Here is an 18,622-nt window from a genome sequence, read left to right on the forward strand (position 1 = left end):
GGCCGCAGAAGACCCGGCACGCGGCAGTCTCGCGGTCCTGACTCGAAGACCGATAAAGGCCGCACCGACAGGCCGGCAACCTAGGTCAGATACTGGAGCACGAGCCGGGTCACTTCGTCGATGAAGCTCTCCACCCGGTCGTCCGCGAGAAGCTGCGGCTGATGCAGCACGGCGCCGTGCGCCAGGGTCTCCACGGTCGACACGCAGACGAAGGTGGCCAGCTCCAGGTCCAGGGCGCGGCGCAGTTCGCTGCGATGCGCCTCGAGAAAGGCCCGCACCAGCTCGTTGGCCTCGCGCTCGAACCCCTCGACTTCGGCCAAGCGGCCGGTGCGCGGTATCTGCTCGACCAGCACGCGGTGCAGCTGCGGGTCGACCCGATGGGCGCGGATCATCACGTCGACGATCTCGCGCATGGCCTCACCGACCGGCCTCTGCGCGACCCGGGCCAGCGCATCGCGCAGGATGCCGAGCATCTCGCTCTTGTGCCGCTCGATGACCGAGGCCACCAGCGACTCCTTGGTCGGGAAGTACTGGTAGAGCGAGCCGATGCTCACGCCCGCCTCCGCGGCGATGCGGTTGGTGCTGGCGCGTTCGAAGCCTTCGCGCACCAGAACGCGAGCAGTGGCCTCGATCAGTGCGTCGACGGTCGCGCGCGAGCGTTCCTGCGACGCCTGCTTCCTGAGGTTGAGGGCCGGCGCGCGCGCGGCGGCGGCCTTGGTTGGTTTTCGAATGCGAGTAGACATTGCGAGTAATTGCTCAGATTATGACCGCTACCGCGATGCATCGAAACCCCGGGGCGGTGCGAGCGGCCGCCGCCCGCCCGCTCTTTCGTCTCGAACCCCTTTCGACATTCGATCCATGCAAGGAAACGCAATGAACAGAACGCTGCGCCCGTCGCGCGATTTCACTCCGGCCGTGCCGGTCCTCGGGGCCTACGACCCCATCGTGTCCCTCTTCACGCAGGAGCGGCGCTGGCGCTCGGCGCTGCTGTCGCAACTCGCGCCGAAGCCCGGCGAGGTGATTGCCGACATCGGCTGCGGCACCGGCTCTTTCCTGGTGCTGCTGGCACTTCTGGGCAAGGACGCAGCCCCCGGCCAACTCGTGGGCATCGATCCGGACGAACGCATCCTCGAGCGCGCCCGCAGGAAGCTGGCCGACGCCGGCGTCGCCTGCGAACTGCGCCAGGGCTACCTGCGCGACGCGGCGCGCCTGCTCGCGCCATTGCGGCCCGACAAGATCGTGTCGAGCCTGGTCCTGCACCAGGTGCCCCTTGCGGAAAAGCGCGCGGGTCTGGCGGCCATCCACGCGGCGCTGCGGCCCGGCGGCGAGCTGCACATGGCCGACTACGGCCTGCAGCGCACGCGCGCCATGCGCTGGCTGTTCAAGCTGGTGCAGGCGGTCGACGGCGTGCAGGACACGCAGCCCAACGCGGACGGCATCGTGCCGGCGCTGATGCGCGAGGCCGGCTTCGCCGAGGTCGAGGAGACCACGGTGATCCCGACACCGACCGGTTCCATTTCGCTGTACCGCGGCATCCGCCCGGCCACCGACGACCGGCAGGAGCAGCCGGCATGAGAAACATCAAGCCCGTGGTCTTTGCCAGCGTCGCACTCTCGGGGCTCACCACGGCGGTGATCCTGCCGATCCTCGCGCCGCTCGTGCGCTCGCTGCACCTGTCGGTGCAGCAAGGCGGATGGATGCTGTCGATCAGCTCGCTGGCGATGGCTGTGATGGCCGGCCCCTGGGGACTGGCCAGCGACCGGTGGGGCCGGCGCCGCGTGATGCTCGCCGGCTTTGCCGGCATGTTCGGCGCGTACGTGCTGTTCACGGCGATCGTGCTGCAGGGGCTGTCGGGCCTGCTCGCAGGCACATGGCTGCTGCTGCTGGCCACCGGCGCACGTGCGCTGCTGGTGGCGTTCCTGCCCGCGGTGCCGGCGGCGGCGCAGGCACTGATGGCCGACCACACCGCGGCGAGCGAGCGCGCGAGTGGCATGGCGCTGATCGGTGCGGCCAGCGGCGTAGGCCTGGTGCTCGGGCCCGCCATCGGCGGACTGCTCGCGGTCCGCGGTGTGGCCTGGCCGCTGGTGGTGGCCGGGGCGCTGTGCCTGCTGGGCTTCTTCGTCGTGTGGGCGACGGTGCCGAAAGGCATCGGGCCGCCCGCGGGCGGAAAGCCCCCGTCGGTCAGCCCGTTCGCGCCGCAGCTGCGGCCGTGGATGGCCGCGAGCCTGATGTCATGGATCGCCATCGTGACCATCCAGATCATCGCGGGCTTCTATTTCCAGGACCGCCTCGGTCTCGAGACGTCACAGGTCGGCCCGAAGCTGGCCACGGCACTCACGACGACGGGGCTGGCCCTGTTCGGCACGCAGATGCTGCAGGCCAGGTTCCTCGGATGGCCGGCACGCCGCATGGTGGTCGCCGGCAGCACCTTCTGGGTGGCCGGCCTGCTGGCGTTGCTGGGCACGGCCACGATGGGCGCCTACGTCGCGGCCTTCGCGCTGCTTGGCGCGGGTGCGGGCTTCCTAGTGGCCGGGTCGATGGCCGGCGCATCGCTGGCCGTGCCCTCCGACCGGCAAGGCGCCGTCGCGGGCCTGATCGCCGCGATGCAGGGCGCAGCGCTGGTGGTGACGCCGGCCGCCAGCACCGCGCTGTATGAGATCGATCGATCGCTGCCGTTCGCCGGTCTCGCGGCACTGTTGTGCGCGCTGGCCGTTTTCTTCGCGCTGCCTTCGTTCCGCGTGGCTGGACGCCAAGGGCACTGAGCAGGCCTGCGAAAGCCTGCGAGTCGCGACGAGGCGTCAACTGCGGCCGGGTGTCTCGACGCGCATGGGCAAGGCGCACGACTCGTCGCCTTGGTGCGCGCCTTGCTTGCGTCCAGCAGAGACCTTCATGGAAACCCTCGACGGGGCCACTGAGAGTCGGATCTAGGCCGCTTTCCGGAGCAGTTGATCTTCGAGCTCGCTGGGTAAGCGATCGCCAAGCGCCGGATTCCGGCAAGCGCCCCGGGCCTGCGATGGCGACCCGGGCATCATGCCAGCCACAAAGTCGATGAACGCTCTAACCTTGGCCGGAACGTGGTGCCGGCTGGGGTAGTAGACGTAGAGAGGGAACGTCTCGTCAGGCCAGCCCGCCAGAACCGGCTCCAGCGTGCCCGCGCGCAGGTGCATGTCGATCCCGAGGTCTATCACCTGGGCGATCCCGTAGCCCGCAAGGCAGGCCCCGATCTTGGTTCCCGCATCCGTGACTGTCAGATTCCCGCGAACGGCCACCTTCACCTTCTCGTTGTCGCGCCAGAACTCCCATTCGAACGGCCTGCCGGTCGCCGGATCGATGGCGAGAATGCATTCATGGCCATCGTCGACCAGGTCCTTCGGTGACTGCGGTCGACCGCGTCGCTCCAAGTAGGACGGCGCGGCCACAGTCAAGACGCGCGGACTGTAGAGCCTGCGACAGACCAAGGCTGAAACGGATGGCGGACCAAACCGTATGGCGAGATCGAATCCGTCACTCACCAGGTCCGAGAGGTCGTTCCTGGTCTCCAACTTCAGCTGAAGCGCGGGATGGTCCTTCAGGAACTGGGTCAATTCCGGCGCTAACACAAGGCGGGCGAACACGGCATCGCACGCCACACGGAGTGTTCCATTGACGACCGAGCTTTGGTCCGAGGCACTGTTAGTCGCCTCTTCGATCCCCTGAAGCAAAGGCAGCACCTTCGACAACAGCTCATGCCCTGCGTCCGTCACTTCAACGTGTCGGCTGGTGCGATGCACAAGCTTCGTACGCAGGCGATCCTCCAACCGTTGGATCGCACGACTTACCGCAGGCTGCGTCTTTCCCAGGCGAGATGCGGCACGACCAAAGCTCTTGAATTCGACCACGGCTGCAAGTGCAAGCAAGCCGCCGACGAGGCCTCCATCGAGGTCTTCCATGATCTATGTGTTCCTGTAATGGCTGCGATGACCGATTCGCAGTATCCGGCGGTGCGCAGATCTTTCACCATACGAGCCCTTCGACTATCCAAGAAGCCAGCAATGACCCAAACCCAAGCCATCGTCGCCTTGATCGAGGACTACTTCAATTTAGCCTATGAGCCCAAGAGCCGTGACTTCAACAAGATCTTTCACCCGAACTGTCTCATCCAGTGGGTTCAGGACAGTCAACTGAACACCATGTCGTCACCGGCCTATGCGGAGCTCATCAAAGGGAGGCCGAGTCCTCAATCGACTGGTGCGCCCAGAGATGAGGCAATTCTCTCCATGGAAAACATCTCGGACATTCTTTCGACAGCAACAGTGAGGGTACGGATCGGGACGAAGCTCTTCAACGACCACTTCGTCATGCATAAGATAGAGGGGCGCTGGTTGATAGCGACCAAGGCGTCCTTCGTCGTGCGTACGTTCGACTGAGAACAGCACCGATCGCCAGCGCCAATGGCACGCCACCGGCGCGTGGAGCGAGCGATGTCGCCAGAAAGATCGGCAAGCTCCTGCGCGTCGAAGCGGGAGGCAACTTTGCCAGCTTCACTCTGGGAAAGACGACGCCCATCGGTCTTCGGGGCGGCTGCGTCAGGTTTCTTGTGAATGCCAGTCTGGCGGCCAGCCCCACAACCCCGCAACCGCTGCAAGAACCGAAATGCATCGCCCCGAACTCAGCAAGGCGGCGCATCAAAGGCCTCAGCGCGGCATCAATCCGCCGGCCCCATCATCGCCTGCAGCCGTTCGATCACGCCGGGTCGACGAAGACGCAGGGCACATCGGGCGCCGGCGCAACGTGGACAACCTTGCTCAGGTCAAGTGCGCAAGCCACCTGGTGCGCCAGGCCTGCTCCGGCCGCACGGGGTCTTGGTCCACCGGCACGCCACTGCGGTCTGGGTCGCACTCGACCAGCGTGACGAAGCCCTCGTCGAACAGCTTTCGGTGCGCATCGCACAGGTTCCAGCCCGTCACGGTATGGCGCTTCATGCTCTGGCGCAGACGCCTGTCGAGCAGGAATCCATCTCGAATGCACGAACCGCATCTTCAGCGCGCCGATGCTCGGCAAGGGCCCTCTCGTTCACTGTATGCCATTGATGATCAACCATGCGCGAAGACGCGCTGCGCGATGCCCTCTACAGCGCGGCGGCACTCGACCGCTGGAGGCTTGGACACCACCCGATGGTCGGCGATCAACGAGTCCACCAGCACGGCCTGGCATTGCGCCACGTGAGGCTCCTGCATCGTCGCCGGTCGGGCTTCAGCGAGCGCGTGATTGATCATCGCAAAGAACTGCGGATCGAGCGTGCGCATCGTGGCCATCGTCCCGGTCTTGCCGATGACGACCTGCTCGAATTTGCCCGCATGCCGGATCTCCGTGGCCATCTCGGTGGCCAGGGTTCGCCAGTAGGCGTTCTCGGCCCAGCATTTCGAAAGCTCGCGCTGGCGGCCAAACTTGAATTCGACCAGGAAATAAGTTCGCTCGCCACTCGCTCCTGCGGGGGCAACTTCCACGATCGCATCGGCGGCCTGCCGCAGTTTCAGCAGCGCAGCCTTGATGGCACTCTCCGGGGCTTCGAGCAGCACCTGCAGGTGCTGCTTCGCGTCTTCGACGACGCTGCCGTGAACGGGCGAGGCAACCTCCTCGACTCGCACGCCCGAGGGCTGACCATACGCGAAGAGCGCCGATGTCCCCAACACCACACTGCCTTCCGAAAGGCCGGCGTCTTCGAGTTGGCGAAGCACCTCCACGACGGGGGTGGGGACGGCGCCGGCCCTGACCGCCTTGTTCATTCGCTCGCACGTCTCCACACTTTCCTTGAGCGTTCGAGCCCGCTGCTGCAATTGCGCCTTTTTCTGCTTGAACTCCTCGAACTCGCGCTCCGTCTCGGCACCTCGAGGACCGACATAGGTCACCTTCCCGTGCACCTTATGGGCAAGATACTCGTAGGAGCCGACCTTCTTCCAGAAGAGGCTGCCCTTCAGCCGCTGCGACTCCTTCCGCACGCGGGCGTACTCTCTGTACACCCTTGTGGCATCCAGGATCTGCTTAGCGGCAGTGTCGGAGGTTCGCGGCAGCTTCATTTGCACCTCCTAGATTTGGCACCGGTTTTGGGCCGATTTACTCCTTGGCCATTGCTTTTCTATAAAAAGGGGTAAATACCCCCGCTGAGGCACCTCCCTCATCACGCCATGGCGCGAAGATCGCGCTTGCTCGCCAGGTCTCTGCGCAGAAGACGACATGTCAGGAACGCCGAGTGGATTCAGGCAGACAGCCTCGGTGCGCGCACACCAGGCGTGAAGCATCCCGACAAGGAGTCCGACCACCACAGGCTCACGAAGATTCGTCCACGGGTGCCGCCCGATCGCAAGTCCAACGAGGTCCGGGCCCCTCAGCCATGGCCGAACGGCTCGAGCGGATCCAGCCTCGGCATCGCCCTCGCCACGATGAACGCGAAGGCCTCATTTGCATGGCGCGCGGCCGCGAAGACGGCGGTGGGATCGCTGCGCAGCAGCCGAAGCCACGCATCGAGACAGGCGACCGCATGCCCCTTCATGGCCACACCGGGCAGGCTGCAATGGCCCATGAGGAAGATGCTGCCGAGCTCGGCCACCAGTTCCTCGAACGCCCAGGCCACATCGCCCACCCGATGGCCGAAGCCGCGGTCCATCCGACTCGCATGACCACTCCAGTGCACCAGCGCGCGCAGCACGGCCGCGCAGTGGGCTTGCGCGCTCGCAAAGGTCGCGGGCCACGGCATCCGGATCTCGTCGGGCCCCGGCACGTACACCACATGCTCATAACCGTAGCGAATGCGCGCATCGCAGCCGCACAGCAGACGCAGCGTGCGCTCGACAGGCAAACAAGACGACAGCGGCATCTCCTTCGTAGCGCAGCGCGCGAGGACTTCTGGGGGAAGCCCCTCGATCTGTGCGACGTTGAAGAGCCAGAATGGCTCGCACCGCAGTCCGCCTCGCGACAAAGCCCCATCCCCCGCGCCACGCTCGAACTGCGCGCACAGCACCGCCCGTTCGCCCCGGCGCACCTGGGCGCCAAGCCCGGCGGCCTGCCGGTAGGTGAGCCAGACGTTGGAGGCATAGCCCTGCGCGGCCAGGGCGTCCAGCAGCAACAGCACATTGACCCCGCGATACGGCACGCCCGTGTGCCCATTGCACGGCATTCCATGTGCCGCCGCGCGCGCCCACCGTTCGCGGAACACCGACTCCCCTCGCGCGAGCATCGCAGCGACCCGGTCGGACACAGCCCGTCGCACATCCATGTCGGCGCGTTGGCGAAACGTCCTCCCGGAGGACCATTGGCCCTTGCCTTCAGAACGGCCTGCTGGTGGTGAGCCCTCGGGGGGCACGGGGGGAACGCCCGCGGCAGTTCGGATGGCCACTGCGCGCAGAAACGGAATCGACGACGACATCGGCGATGAAGGAATGGCGTGCATGGCAGGGCCTTTCTGCGGGATGTGCCGCGGTGCGTGAACTGGACATCTGATCTGCTTTCGGAGCCGCCTCGACGCGGGGTCCGCGCGCGAACGGACCGATGTCCAGGGACCGCCCGGAAGCCGCAGCCGAGCAGTGCGAGGACCGGGTGAGGACGGTGGCGAAGCCCTCGCCCTGGACAGCGGTCACAAGCGCGCGATGCGTCGGCAAGGAGGCGGCCCCGAAAGCAGATGTCCACATGCAGCACAGCCCACGACAGAAAGCGCATGCCACCACCCTTCCCCCGCGCCAGGAGGACCGCCAGCGCCCACCCTACTCCCTCAGCGTGTAAATCGCCGACAGGTACGACACCAGTCCCGAGTGGATGACCTCAATGCCGTGCAGCGCCGTGGTGTCGAACAGCAACGTATCCCCTGCCTTCACTATCAGTGGGACAGCGACCATGTCCTGCGCCTGGCCGAGGCAGACCCAAGAACGAGCGGCATGCTGCAGCCGGCCCCCGGGAGCACAGTTTCCTAGTCGGTCCCCAAGGTGGACTGCCTGGCGACTCTTCGCCAAAAGCGGGGCGCAGGTTGCGACATCGATCAGCACCACGCGTGCGCCCTATGTTGCGTCCCTTCACCTGCATCGGCCACACGAACGCCGCACCCTGCACCCGCGACACCGCACAGACCGACCTGAACGATGCAACATGGCCCCCGAAGAGCACGCTCACGGATCGTCGAGCAGAACTACCGGGACCTTGCCACACAAGGTCGTATCCGCATCAAGTCGAGAAGAGGGCCAGTAGTTCGAGACGATCTGGGCGATCGGCTGATTCGTCTCACCCGGGGAAGCAACTCCAACCCGAAGAAAAATCGGGGCAAGGCCTCGGGCGAAAGCCTTCTGGCACTGCCGCGCCGCGGGGCACGGCGACCATCTCCATCTCGGTCATCTGCTCGATCCGGGTGACGGGCATGATCCGAGCGGGCCGGCGCAACGGCACCATGCGCAAGGGGATGCGGCTCAGGAGGAATTCGCAGCCAATCACCAATGCCCCAGATTTCTCATACATAGCTCAGATTTTTTATAGAACCGACTCGTAGAGCAAATTTTTAAATACAAATCGAGGCCTGCCTTGCCTTGACCTCCGTTCTGAGACGCCTGAACTGCAATCGGGAGGTGGCCGAACCAGGCAAGAAGAATCTGTTCCGCCTCCAGGGACTCGGTGATGCCCCCTTGCTGTTGAATGCCACCGAAAATTGATCCTCTGAATGGAGTGACTATCCCGACGAGGGGAGCCACTCCAAATCCAGGGGCAGAGATCGGTGCAATCCAACGCCCCATGGCTGACGAGAAGGTGAAGCTCGCACACAAAGGCAGGAGGGCAGGAGGCTGAGATAGGCTCGAAAGCCTATAGGCTTTCGAGCCTATCTCATGCACTACCTCTTTGTCGATGCATTATTCGGGGGATTACCAGGGAAGCAGCTACGTCAAATGCGTCATCAATCGTTCATCGTGCTAATTGGCATATATGCCAATTAGCATATACATGCAGATCACCTTTGTCAACTGCCATAGGCAGTAACCTGCTTGACTTGCAATTCGTCCGCGAATTTGATATGCTACGTGGCATATATGCCACGTAGCACGGCAAACTCAGTCACCGATCGTTCTCGTCTCCAGATCGCCAAACCAGACATCCTGGCGTACTTCGCGGCACGCCCTCCCGTGATCAGACCCAAGCAGATGATGGGCATTCTTGCGCGCGAGCGAGCGGATTGGCGTCTGGCTCAACGCACAACCCTTAGCGATTTCATCGCCTTCCTCAAGAAGCAAGGCAAGCTTCGGGAACACAGGTTCGCATTCCCCCATCAAGCGGAGACGCTGTATGTCTGGGGGGATCTGCCAACGATGGAACTGCTGCTTCATTTGAAACCGCGCAGCTACTACAGCCACTACACCGCCATGCGGCTCCATGGCTTGACGGAACAGGTTCCGAAGGTTCTCTGTCTCAGCCACGAGCGATCCAGCGACACGCAGTGGAGCACCCCTCTCACCCAGTCGGCGATTGACGACGCGTTTCAGCAGCCGGCCCGCATCAGCAACAATTCCGTCGATTTCAAGAACTGGCAGGTGCTGTTGATCAACAGTGCCAACACGGGCGAGTTGGGCGTGCTGGAACACGAGGCCCAGCTGAGTTCGGAGAGCCGCGTGAGCGTGCCGGCCACCAGCATCGAGCGCACATTGATCGATGCAGCCGTGCGGCCCGCATACTGTGGCGGAGTGTTCGAGGTGGCCAAGGCCTTCGAACTGGCGAAGGACGTTGTTTCGGTGAACACGATGGGCGCGATGCTGGGTAAGCTGCGGTTCACCTACCCCTATCACCAGGCCATCGGCTTTTATCTGGAGCGTGCGGGCTACCGTGCCAGTTCGCTGGATCTGATGCGCCGGTTTCCAATGGAGTTTGATTTCTATCTCACCCACGAGATGAGCGCGACCAGGTACGTGCAGGCTTGGCGGCTGCACGTACCCGAAGGCTTTTAGGCCGGCGCCGCGCGGGCCTTAGCCAAGACATCGTTGGCCAGCTTCACAACATAGTCCACATAGAAATCAAACTCCTGCAGGTCGAAGTCTCGGCTGACGGTGGCCTTCACCGAAGGGAAGCCCTGGCGGTGGAACTCGCGATAGCTGTTGATATTGCCGAGCCAGTCCAGGTCGACATGCTTGAGTTTGAACATCTGGCGTGTGATGTCCAGGGCCTTGGGCGAGAGCATGTCCAGTGCCAGTCCTTCAACCAGGGTGTGGATGTCGAGAAAGTCGCGGGCGCGCTGCGAACCAGCGCGGTTGTTGCGCTTGACGACAGGGGCGTACTCGTTCATCTGCTGGCAGATGGCTCGCAGCTTTTCACAGGCGATCATCAGCGGCGAATACACGTAGATGCGGTAGCCATCCAGCTCGGTGGATTCCTTGTCATCGACGTACTCGAAGCGACTGATGTCGATGAAGAACTTGCGGCCCTGCCCAATGCTGAGCGCTGCGTTCCTCAGCCTCGGAAGTTCGTTTTTCAGCGCCGCAAACTGGGCATGCGGCACCATCTTGAACTCGACGCCGTAGCCACCCCAGAAGCCGGCGAGATCCGGGCTGACTTCGGCCGGCCGCTCCTCCATCTTGAGATCAAAGGGTTCGTAGCCCGCAAGCCGAAATGTGCGTTGCAATGCAAGCTCAATGCGGTCCTGCACGGCTTCGGGCCCATCCGGAAAATCATGGCGCATCGAGAAGTCGAGGTCGACAGATTCACGCGAGGTCAACTTGTGGATAAGGGCCATCGCGTTGCCACCTTTCAGCACCAGCTGATCCATGAGGTCGTCGTCGGAAAACATGGCCATGACAGCCAGTTTCTTGATCTGATCAAGGGTAATGTGTTCGTCGTTTTTCTTGACGCGCGCGCTCTTTGCCATGTTCTTCCAGTACTGGCCAAGGTGGTCCTGGAGCATTCTCGGCCGCTATACCTGAGCGCGGCTTTTCCTCCAGCTTGCCGGGTTGATGTTGCCATATGCAAGCGATCCCAAGAAGCGTCGGCAGCCGAATCGCCCGAGCAGGCGGAGACGACGCAGACACGAAAGGTGACACACATGAGTCGCGGCAATCGATCGATGAGCACGTTGAACATTTCCTTTGTTCCACACATTCAAATCCTTCGTGGACGAGCAAGTCCAAAACGCGCATCCGATACAGGCGGCCACGAGCAGTCATACGATTTCAACGCTCAAAATCTATCAAGCATGCTCACGGACATCCTGATTGCCTCGACTGGCGATGCACCCGAAATTCTTTCCGCTGCTTCTGGTAGCTGGCCTCGCTTGCAGTTCAACTCTTTGGACAACATGGCGCTCGCCGGACTTTGGTCCGCTCTCGGCGGAACTGGCGCGGTGGATTTTGAGGGTGAGAAGTACCTCCTTGCGCACACGGAGGAGCGATGGGTCTTTGAATTTCCGCAGGACTTCGTGCAAAGGCTTTCTGCGGTGCAGTCCGGCGCCGTCGCGGAAGTCGCAATGTCCTGGGCCAAGCACGATGAACTGGTGCATATGGGCGCCGACGGCCCTGGCGTTGAGCCGGTCGTAGAGGCGATGAGCGGATTTGCTCGGCAGGCGATTGGTCAGGGCAAGAGCCTCCTGCTGTTTATGTGCCTCTAGCGACAAATCTGCTCACGGCCGAGGCTGTGTGGAAACACCCTCGATGGTCACCTATATTGAGCCAACCCGTCTGAACAAGGTGGTGGCTCATGAGGCGATTCATCGAGAGCGAGGACCGGCGGCAAGTGACCTTGATGCCAGAGTGCCTGGACGACTATATCGGCGAAGACAACCCGGTGCGAGTCGTGGATGCCTTCGTCGAGGAGCTTGATCTGCACGCGTTGGGCTTCCAAGGTGTCGAGCCAGCAGCAACCGGACGACCTTCGTACCACCCATCGGTGCTGCTTAAGCTCTACATCTACGGCTATCTAAACCGCATTCAGTCGAGCCGGCGCCTGGAGCGCGAAGCGCAGCGCAACGTGGAACTGATGTGGCTCACCGGCCGATTGGCGCCTGACTTCAAGACTATCGCAGACTTCCGTCGGGACAACGGCCAGGGCATCCGCAACGCGTGCCGTCAATTCATCATCCTGTGCCGCGAGCTCAAGCTGTTCACCAGCGCTGTGGTGGCCATCGATGGCAGCAAGTTCAAGGCAGTCAACAGTCGAGACCGCAACTTCACACCCGGCAAGATCGACGGGCGCCAGAAGCAGATCGAGCAGAGCATCCAGCGTTACCTAGACGCCCTGGAGACGGCCGATCGCACCCAGCCTGCCGAGGTTGAAGCCAAGACCGAGCGACTGCAGGACAAGATCAAGAAGCTGCGCAATCAGATGAAGCAGCTCGACGACACCCGAGAAGAGCTGAAGGACGAGCCCGACGGCCAACGCTCGCTCACTGACCCTGACGCGCGCTCGATGAACTCACAGGCCACGGGCTCGGGCCTGGTGGGCTACAACGTGCAGGCGGCGGTCGATGCGAAGCACCACTTGATCGTGGCGCACGAGGTGACCAACGTCGGCAACGACCGCGCGCAGCTGAGCAAGATGGCCAACGCTGCGCGCGAAGCGATGAACAAAACCAAGCTGCAAGCACTTGCTGATCGCGGCTACTTCAACGGCACGGAACTCAAGGCTTGTGAGGATGCGGGCATCGCGGCCTACGTGCCCAAGCCGATGACCTCCGGCGCCAAGGCGGACGGTCGCTTCGACAAGAGCGACTTCATCTACATCGCGAAGGACGACGAGTACCTATGCCCAGCAGGACAACGGGCCATCTTCAGGTTCAGCACTGTGGAGAAGAGCGGCCTGCATGCACACCTATATTGGACCAGCGCCTGCCCCAGTTGCCCGCTGAAGCCTCAGTGCACACCCAGTGCCTATCGGCGAGTGCGGCGATGGGAGCACGAAGCGGTGCTCGAGCGCGCGCAGCAGCGACTGGATCGCAAGCCTGATGCAATGACGTTACGACGGCGCACCGTCGAGCACGTCTTCGGCACGCTCAAACACTGGATGGGTTCGACCCACTTCCTCACCAAAACGCTGGCGAACGTGGGCACTGAGATGAGCCTGCACGTGCTGGCCTACAACATGAAGCGGGTGATCTCGATACTGGGCATGAGCAGAACGATGAAGGCGATGAGATTGATCGGGGCATGAGCCCCCTTTGCTTGCCTTCTTGCCCCTCGGGCGTGCCACGCTGCGCGTCCAGCGGCCCACAACAACTGGATGAATCAGTCGCCGGTTCGGCATACTCGCAAGTCAGGCCGTTTCCACACAGCCTCGGCCAGCAGCCGTCGTTCGTGTCGCGACGGGCAATGGCCGCTTCGGACGCGAAGGCAGCCACCCGCGCACAGACGCCCACATTGATGCTGCTTGGTGTTTCTTCAGCGATTGACGGCGATGGGGCGTTTGACTTTGATCCGGTGGCAGGCAACGCCGCAGCGCCTCCACGTGCCTAGGACGGCTGGCCTTCACGCGGTATTCCCGTGACAGTGACTGGCGAAGGCGCACGTGTGGCCCGCTTGAAAATCGAGGGCGAAATCCCGGTGTGTTCCTTGAAGAAGCGCGAAAAGTTGCCGGGCGCTGAAAACCCCAGGTCGAGCGCCACGTCCGTGAGTTCGCCGCCTTCACTGACGCGTCGCATCGCTTCCTCGACCCTCACCCCGCTCCAGAACACCTGCGGCGTCGTGTGCAACTGGTCGCGAAACAAGGCGAAGAAGTGCGCGCGCGAAAGACCGACCTTGGCCGCGATCTCGTCGATGGTCGTTTTCTCGGACACATGGGCACGCATGTGGGCGATGGCGGCGCGCAGGCGATGGTCCAGCGCAACGCCGATGCCGCCCGCAACGGGCGCATCAACGCCGCCGGCCGTGGAGGCCGCGATGGCCGCCTCCAGCAAGCGCTCGACTTCCTGGTCGATCCGCTCGCGTCCACTGCCCGCGGAGATCATCAGGTCCAGTACGCGCCAGCATGAACGGCGCAGCGCAGCGCCGATGGGCACGCGCGGCGAGGGAAACCGGAAGCTGCGGTCCTTCGCCTGGCCAAGCTCGTCGAGCCACTCCTTCTTGATCATGAAGACGATGAACAGGCTCGAGCCGCTGTCGTCCAGGCGGACCATGTCGTGCGCCTCGAACGCGTTCACGCCCAGCGCCACGCTTTCGCTGTAGGGCACGGTTTCCGCGCCGACATGCGCGCACGCGCGCGCTCCGCCCAGCCAAAGGGCGAGCTGCGTCTCCGAGTGCGCGTGCGACACCAGATTGGCGCTCGCCTCCAGGACGATCGCCGTGCCGAACGCGCCTTCGTGAAGTGCATAGGCTTCCTGCATCTGCGTGCTTCATCGAGGTGGTTTGCCGCGATTGTTCCTCCCCCGCCCCCTGGCCGGCATGGCGCCCCCGGGTAAGTCCTTAGGAGCACACCAGACGATTTGATATGCCGCCGGACCGGCCGATAAGCGGGGTCGGCTCGCAATTTCTAGAGTTGCCGCATCGCTGGAACACAGGAGCAACTCTTCATGCGAATCGCCACTTTCACGAGCGAAGGCCACCGCAAGGTCGGCCTCGTCTCCACCGACGGAATGACCGTCACCCCACTGCAGCTCACGCAGGCCCAGGCCGAGGGCGGCGTGCTGACGCTGATCGAGTCGCTGGCCGATGGCGGCTCGCTTCCGGAGGTCGCCGGTCCCGCCATCGACTTGGACAGCGTGGTGCTCGACGCGCCGCTGCCCAAGCCGCGCCGCAACCTCTGGTGCGTGGGGCGCAACTACCATGCGCACGCCAAGGAGTTGGCAACCTCGGTGTTCAAGGACAACGCGGCCAGGACCGACGAATGGCCCATCGTCTTCACCAAGGTACCCGAGTGCGTCGTGGGCCCGCACGACGACGTGTTCGTGCCTTCCGAGGTGTCCACGCAGATCGACTACGAAGCCGAGCTGGCCGTCGTGATCGGCAAGGGCGGCAAGAACATCACACGCGCCGCCGCGATGTCGCATGTGTTTGGCTACACGGTCGTCAACGACGTGACCGCGCGCGATGTGCAGGTGCGCCACGGGCAGTGGGACATGGGCAAGTCCTTCGACACCTTCTGCCCGATGGGGCCGTGGATCGTCACCGCCGACGAGTTCGACGGCACCAAGACGCGCGTGCGCTGCTGGGTCAACGGCGAGCTGCGCCAGGACGGCCCGACCGAGAACATGATCTTCGACATCCCCACGCTGATCGAGACCATCTCGCGCGGCATCACGCTCTATCCCGGCGACGTCATCGCGACCGGCACGCCAGCCGGTGTGGGCATGGGCATGAGCCCGCCGCGTTACCTGCGCGCCGGCGACGTCGTGCGTGTGGAGATCGACCGGCTCGGCGCCATCGAAAACAAGTTCGTCTGAGGGGCTGTGCATGACCACTCAAGTACTGAACGATCTGAGCGTCGAAATCGACGGTGACGGCGAGGCACTGCTGTGCATCCACGGGCTCGGCGGCTCCTCGAACGCCTGGACGCCCGTGTTGCCGGCGCTCGGCGGTTTTCGGCGCATCCGGCCCGATCTGCCGGGCAGCGCAAGGTCACCGCTGCCCGCGGACGGCAAGGCATTGTCGATCGAGCGCTACGTGGACGCGATGGTGAGCCTGCTCTCTGTGCTCGACATCGGCAAGGTGCATGTGATGGCGCACTCGATGGGCACGATCGTCGCCCAACATCTGGCGCTGCGCCGCCCCGGGACGGTGAGATCGCTGGCACTCTTCGGGCCGCTGGCTGCGCCCTCGGATGCCGCGCGCCCCAGCATCGCAGCCCGTGCCCACGCGGCGCGCGGCGGCGCGGCGGCCATGCAGGAGATCGCCGATGCCATCGTGAAGGGCGCGACCAGCGCGCAGACGAAGGAGTTGCAGCCGGCGGTGCTCGCGCTGGTGCGGGAGAGCGTGATGCGCCAGTCGCCCGAGGGCTACGCGCAGAGCTGTGCGGCGCTGGCCGATGCGCAGCCGGCCGCACTCGAACGCCTTGACGTCCCTACGCTGCTGGTCACCGGCGACCAGGACGGTGTGGCCCCGCCGGCCAGCGTCCGCGTCATGCAGGAACGCATCGCCGGCAGCCGCCTCGTCGTGCTCGACGGATGCGGCCACTGGACGACTTTCGAGCAGCCGCAGCGCTGCACGCAAGAGCTCGAAGCCTTCTACGCGGCACTGCACTGAGGCGGCGCCGGATTCCATTCGACCACCCATGGCCGGCCGTACAGGCCGAAGGAGACAACGATGACCCGTATTGCATTCACCAATGTCCGCATCTTCGACGGCTCGGGCGAAGACCCCTACACCGGCGATCTGCTCGTGGAAGGAAAGCGCATCGTCGAAGTGGCGCGCCTTCCCAAGCGCGTGAGCACCGACGACGCGCGCGTGATCGACGGCAAGGGCCGCTTCCTCATGCCGGGCATGACCGAGGCCCACACGCATTTCTCGTGGAACGACCAGCCGTCTCTCGCGGCCATTCAGTTCATGCCGCCCGAAGAGCACATGCTCTGGTGCGTGCGCGTGGCCAAGCGCTACCTCGACATGGGCTGGACCTGCGCGATCGGCGCGGCGGCGGCCAAGCCGCGCCTGGACGTGGTCCTGCGCAACGCCATCGATGCGGGCGAGTTCCCCGGCCCGCGCTACCTGGCCGGCAGCCAGGAGATCACCACCATCGGCGCGCTGGGCGACAACACGCTGCCACACATGAAGTTCGAAGAACTCAGTTTCGGCAGCGTCTGCAGCGGCCCCGAAGACATCCGAAGATCGGCCCGCACCTTCATCAAGTACGGCGTCGATCACCTGAAAATCAATCTGTCGGGCGAGTACATCGCCGGCCTGCCCGCGGAAATGTCGCCGTTTGCGGAAGACGAGGTCGCCATGCTGGCGCAGGAAGCCAAGCGCTACGGCAAGCGCATGGCCGCGCACGCGCGCTCCAGCGAATCGGTCAAGCAGTGCGTGCGCCACGGCATCGAGATGGTCTACCACGCCAGCTTTGCCGATTCGGAAGCGCTGGACATGCTCGAGGCGGCCAAGGACCGGCACTTTGTCGCGCCGGGCATCGGCTGGCTCATCCGCACCACCTACAACGCGGCCGAGTACGGCATCACGGAAGCCGTCGCCACTCAGATGGGATACAAGCGCGAGCTGGAAATCGCCTCGGCTTCGCTGCGCGAGATGCACAGGCGCGGCATTCGCATCCTGCCGGGCGGCGACTACGGCTTTGCCTGGATGCCGCACGGCACCAATGCCAACGACCTCCAGTACTTTGTCGACTACATCGGCATGACACCGAAGGAGGCGCTGATGGCCGCGACACGGCTGGGTGGCGAGATCATGCAACGTCCCGATGAATTGGGACAGCTGAAAGCGGGATTTCTCGCAGACATCGTCCTGATCGATGGCGACCCGCTGCAGGACCTGTCGCTGCTGACGGACCCGGCGAAGGTGCAGCTGGTGATGAAGGACGGCGTGGTCCACAAGGACTGCGCCACGCCCGTGCCGCCGCATGCCGCGCTGCATCTAGCAGGCGCCGACACACCGCTGCAGGAACAGGGCGTCAAGGAAGCCTTGGCAGAGATGCACTGACCCACCAGGTTCCGCTGCTCGTTGACAGGTCGCGGCGGGCAGCAGCAGCGCCCGCTCGGACGGGATTGCGTCTGACCCGAAGGGCAACAAGTCATCCCATCCATGCGGGGCCACGGTGTGGAGTGGGCTGACAGCCTTCAGGCCGGCTCCCACACATGTCGCATGTTCCGGCCAGGTAGACACCCCCTCTTGGAGCGAGCGCAACGGGGAGACAACTTGACCAAGACTCTTCAGGAGCTGTGATGCACAGTCGCTTGGTTCGTCGCCTCCCAGCGCAGTTCTGGCATCAGCGTCGTCAATGCAACTGGCGCCCGCAGGCCGTTCTGCGAACGCCGCAGGCGAAGCCCGCGGTCAATCTCCCTCCAGCTGCGTCTCCAGCTTTTTCGCGACGGCACTGTAGTGCCGTGCCGAAGCGGTATTCTTCTGCCCGGCATAGTGCGCGCTGACCGCGCGTGCCGCGCGCAAGGCGGCCTCGAAGCCATCGTGCCGCTCCTGCCATTCGGTGTCGCGCGTTCCGATGTCTCCAGCAACGAACCGCCCCACCCGAAAGCCGCCCTCCAGATCGACGGCACCGATCACCGGCATGCCGTCGCGCAATTCGCCGTAGAACGCATAGCCCGCATTCGCACCGACGCGGGTGCGGAGCATGCCGATCCCGGATGCCTTGCCGGATTGGCAGCTTCCGCTCCAGTAGGTAGGCGCCGCACCCAGCGAGGCCGGTGCCACGAAGCGACACCCTGTCGCGGGGTCCTGCGACCATCTCATGTCGGGGTCCTGGCCGGCCGCCAGCATGGGCGCCAACGACAGGGCGAGCGCCATGACCGTGGCAGCACGAAGTCCGATGCGTGAGCCCTGTGAACCCTCTTTGCGCGAAATGCTGCATCCCATGGCGTGGCATCCTTCCCGTTGGAACCTGTGGACCTGCCGCCGGCGAATGGCGGGCGTGAGCAACGGGAGATTCTCCTACGGCTTCATCCTTCAACAGGAAGGCCGTGCGCCCTGCCTCACGAGGATTCCCTTGAGGGCTCCTTGTTCGTCGCAGTCTTTGCCCGGCTGGCGCC

18 protein-coding genes and 1 pseudogene are annotated in these 18,622 nt (G+C 64.0%); 9 read left to right on the top strand and 10 right to left on the bottom strand.

The window, feature by feature from the left end:
• Window positions 1-80: 80 nt before the first annotated feature.
• On the bottom strand, window positions 81-743 hold the full coding sequence (locus ABL840_RS18995; protein ID WP_093208626.1) for a TetR/AcrR family transcriptional regulator: 663 nt from the start codon (window positions 741-743) through the stop codon (window positions 81-83).
• Between the two features lie 130 nt (window positions 744-873).
• On the opposite strand from ABL840_RS18995, the gene ABL840_RS19000 reads away from it, so the two are divergent.
• A complete protein-coding gene (locus ABL840_RS19000) occupies window positions 874-1,575 on the top strand; it encodes a class I SAM-dependent methyltransferase (RefSeq protein ID WP_093308045.1) in 702 nt (233 codons plus the stop codon).
• A complete protein-coding gene (locus tag ABL840_RS19005; protein WP_093208621.1) occupies window positions 1,572-2,762 on the top strand; it encodes an MFS transporter in 1,191 nt (396 codons plus the stop codon). Before ABL840_RS19000 ends, ABL840_RS19005 begins: the two co-directional genes overlap by 4 nt.
• Window positions 2,763-2,924: 162 nt before the next feature.
• On the opposite strand, the gene ABL840_RS19010 is transcribed toward ABL840_RS19005, so the two are convergent.
• Window positions 2,925-3,929: a LysR family transcriptional regulator gene (locus ABL840_RS19010; protein ID WP_093208618.1), complete on the bottom strand. Its 1,005-nt coding sequence runs from the start codon at window positions 3,927-3,929 to the stop codon at window positions 2,925-2,927.
• A 102-nt stretch (window positions 3,930-4,031) separates the two neighbouring features.
• On the opposite strand from ABL840_RS19010, the gene ABL840_RS19015 reads away from it, so the two are divergent.
• Complete coding sequence (locus ABL840_RS19015; RefSeq protein WP_176947697.1) at window positions 4,032-4,406, top strand: nuclear transport factor 2 family protein; 375 nt, start codon at window positions 4,032-4,034, stop codon at window positions 4,404-4,406.
• A gap of 378 nt (window positions 4,407-4,784) precedes the next feature.
• Here the strand turns inward: ABL840_RS19015 and ABL840_RS19020 are convergent, their stop codons facing one another.
• From ABL840_RS19020 to ABL840_RS19035, 4 genes and pseudogenes are all read right to left on the bottom strand, one after another.
• Entirely contained in the window at window positions 4,785-4,961 is a 177-nt protein-coding gene (locus tag ABL840_RS19020; RefSeq protein ID WP_176947698.1) for a hypothetical protein, read from the bottom strand.
• A 111-nt stretch (window positions 4,962-5,072) separates the two neighbouring features.
• Window positions 5,073-6,056: a GSU2403 family nucleotidyltransferase fold protein gene (locus ABL840_RS19025; protein WP_093208612.1), complete on the bottom strand. Its 984-nt coding sequence runs from the start codon at window positions 6,054-6,056 to the stop codon at window positions 5,073-5,075.
• A 308-nt stretch (window positions 6,057-6,364) separates the two neighbouring features.
• Window positions 6,365-7,426: an ArdC family protein gene (locus ABL840_RS19030; RefSeq protein WP_418116331.1), complete on the bottom strand. Its 1,062-nt coding sequence runs from the start codon at window positions 7,424-7,426 to the stop codon at window positions 6,365-6,367.
• Window positions 7,427-7,736: 310 nt separating this feature from the next.
• A pseudogene (locus tag ABL840_RS19035) lies at window positions 7,737-7,847 on the bottom strand (XRE family transcriptional regulator); the annotation flags it as partial.
• A gap of 1,287 nt (window positions 7,848-9,134) precedes the next feature.
• On the opposite strand from ABL840_RS19035, the gene ABL840_RS19040 reads away from it, so the two are divergent.
• A complete protein-coding gene (locus ABL840_RS19040) occupies window positions 9,135-9,950 on the top strand; it encodes a type IV toxin-antitoxin system AbiEi family antitoxin domain-containing protein (protein WP_256230329.1) in 816 nt (271 codons plus the stop codon).
• Here ABL840_RS19040 and ABL840_RS19045 read toward each other — a convergent pair.
• On the bottom strand, window positions 9,947-10,900 hold the full coding sequence (locus tag ABL840_RS19045; RefSeq protein ID WP_418116332.1) for a nucleotidyl transferase AbiEii/AbiGii toxin family protein: 954 nt from the start codon (window positions 10,898-10,900) through the stop codon (window positions 9,947-9,949). The two genes, ABL840_RS19040 and ABL840_RS19045, sit on opposite strands and share 4 nt — an antisense overlap.
• A gap of 138 nt (window positions 10,901-11,038) precedes the next feature.
• On the opposite strand from ABL840_RS19045, the gene ABL840_RS19050 reads away from it, so the two are divergent.
• Both ABL840_RS19050 and ABL840_RS19055 read left to right on the top strand, forming a co-directional pair.
• Window positions 11,039-11,599: a hypothetical protein gene (locus tag ABL840_RS19050; RefSeq protein WP_143043071.1), complete on the top strand. Its 561-nt coding sequence runs from the start codon at window positions 11,039-11,041 to the stop codon at window positions 11,597-11,599.
• A gap of 89 nt (window positions 11,600-11,688) precedes the next feature.
• Window positions 11,689-13,137, top strand: coding sequence for an IS1182 family transposase (locus ABL840_RS19055; protein ID WP_093308116.1), 1,449 nt, complete (start codon window positions 11,689-11,691; stop codon window positions 13,135-13,137).
• Window positions 13,138-13,435: 298 nt separating this feature from the next.
• Here the strand turns inward: ABL840_RS19055 and ABL840_RS19060 are convergent, their stop codons facing one another.
• The gene (locus ABL840_RS19060) at window positions 13,436-14,305 is read right to left on the bottom strand and encodes a helix-turn-helix domain-containing protein (protein ID WP_093208587.1); all 870 of its coding nucleotides are present in this window, start codon (window positions 14,303-14,305) and stop codon (window positions 13,436-13,438) included.
• 186 nt (window positions 14,306-14,491) lie between these two features.
• Between ABL840_RS19060 and ABL840_RS19065 the strand changes: the two genes are divergently transcribed.
• From ABL840_RS19065 to ABL840_RS19075, 3 genes are read left to right on the top strand one after another with little or no spacing between them, the layout of a single operon-like run.
• On the top strand, window positions 14,492-15,361 hold the full coding sequence (locus tag ABL840_RS19065) for a fumarylacetoacetate hydrolase family protein (protein ID WP_093307621.1): 870 nt from the start codon (window positions 14,492-14,494) through the stop codon (window positions 15,359-15,361).
• Window positions 15,362-15,371: 10 nt separating this feature from the next.
• Window positions 15,372-16,160 carry an alpha/beta fold hydrolase gene (locus ABL840_RS19070; RefSeq protein WP_093307619.1) on the top strand — a complete coding sequence of 263 codons (789 nt, stop codon included), beginning with the start codon at window positions 15,372-15,374 and terminating at the stop codon, window positions 16,158-16,160.
• Window positions 16,161-16,220: 60 nt separating this feature from the next.
• Complete coding sequence (locus tag ABL840_RS19075; protein ID WP_093307617.1) at window positions 16,221-17,561, top strand: metal-dependent hydrolase family protein; 1,341 nt, start codon at window positions 16,221-16,223, stop codon at window positions 17,559-17,561.
• Here the strand turns inward: ABL840_RS19075 and ABL840_RS19080 are convergent.
• Window positions 17,496-17,744 carry a hypothetical protein gene (locus ABL840_RS19080; RefSeq protein WP_170217195.1) on the bottom strand — a complete coding sequence of 83 codons (249 nt, stop codon included), beginning with the start codon at window positions 17,742-17,744 and terminating at the stop codon, window positions 17,496-17,498. The two genes, ABL840_RS19075 and ABL840_RS19080, sit on opposite strands and share 66 nt — an antisense overlap.
• 168 nt (window positions 17,745-17,912) lie before the next feature.
• Window positions 17,913-18,449, bottom strand: coding sequence for a hypothetical protein (locus tag ABL840_RS19085; protein WP_418116333.1), 537 nt, complete (start codon window positions 18,447-18,449; stop codon window positions 17,913-17,915).
• Window positions 18,450-18,622 lie beyond the last annotated feature (173 nt).

The sequence above is a fragment of the Variovorax sp. NFACC27 genome (genome assembly GCF_048301545.1).
GTDB lineage: Bacteria > Pseudomonadota > Gammaproteobacteria > Burkholderiales > Burkholderiaceae_C > Variovorax > Variovorax gossypii.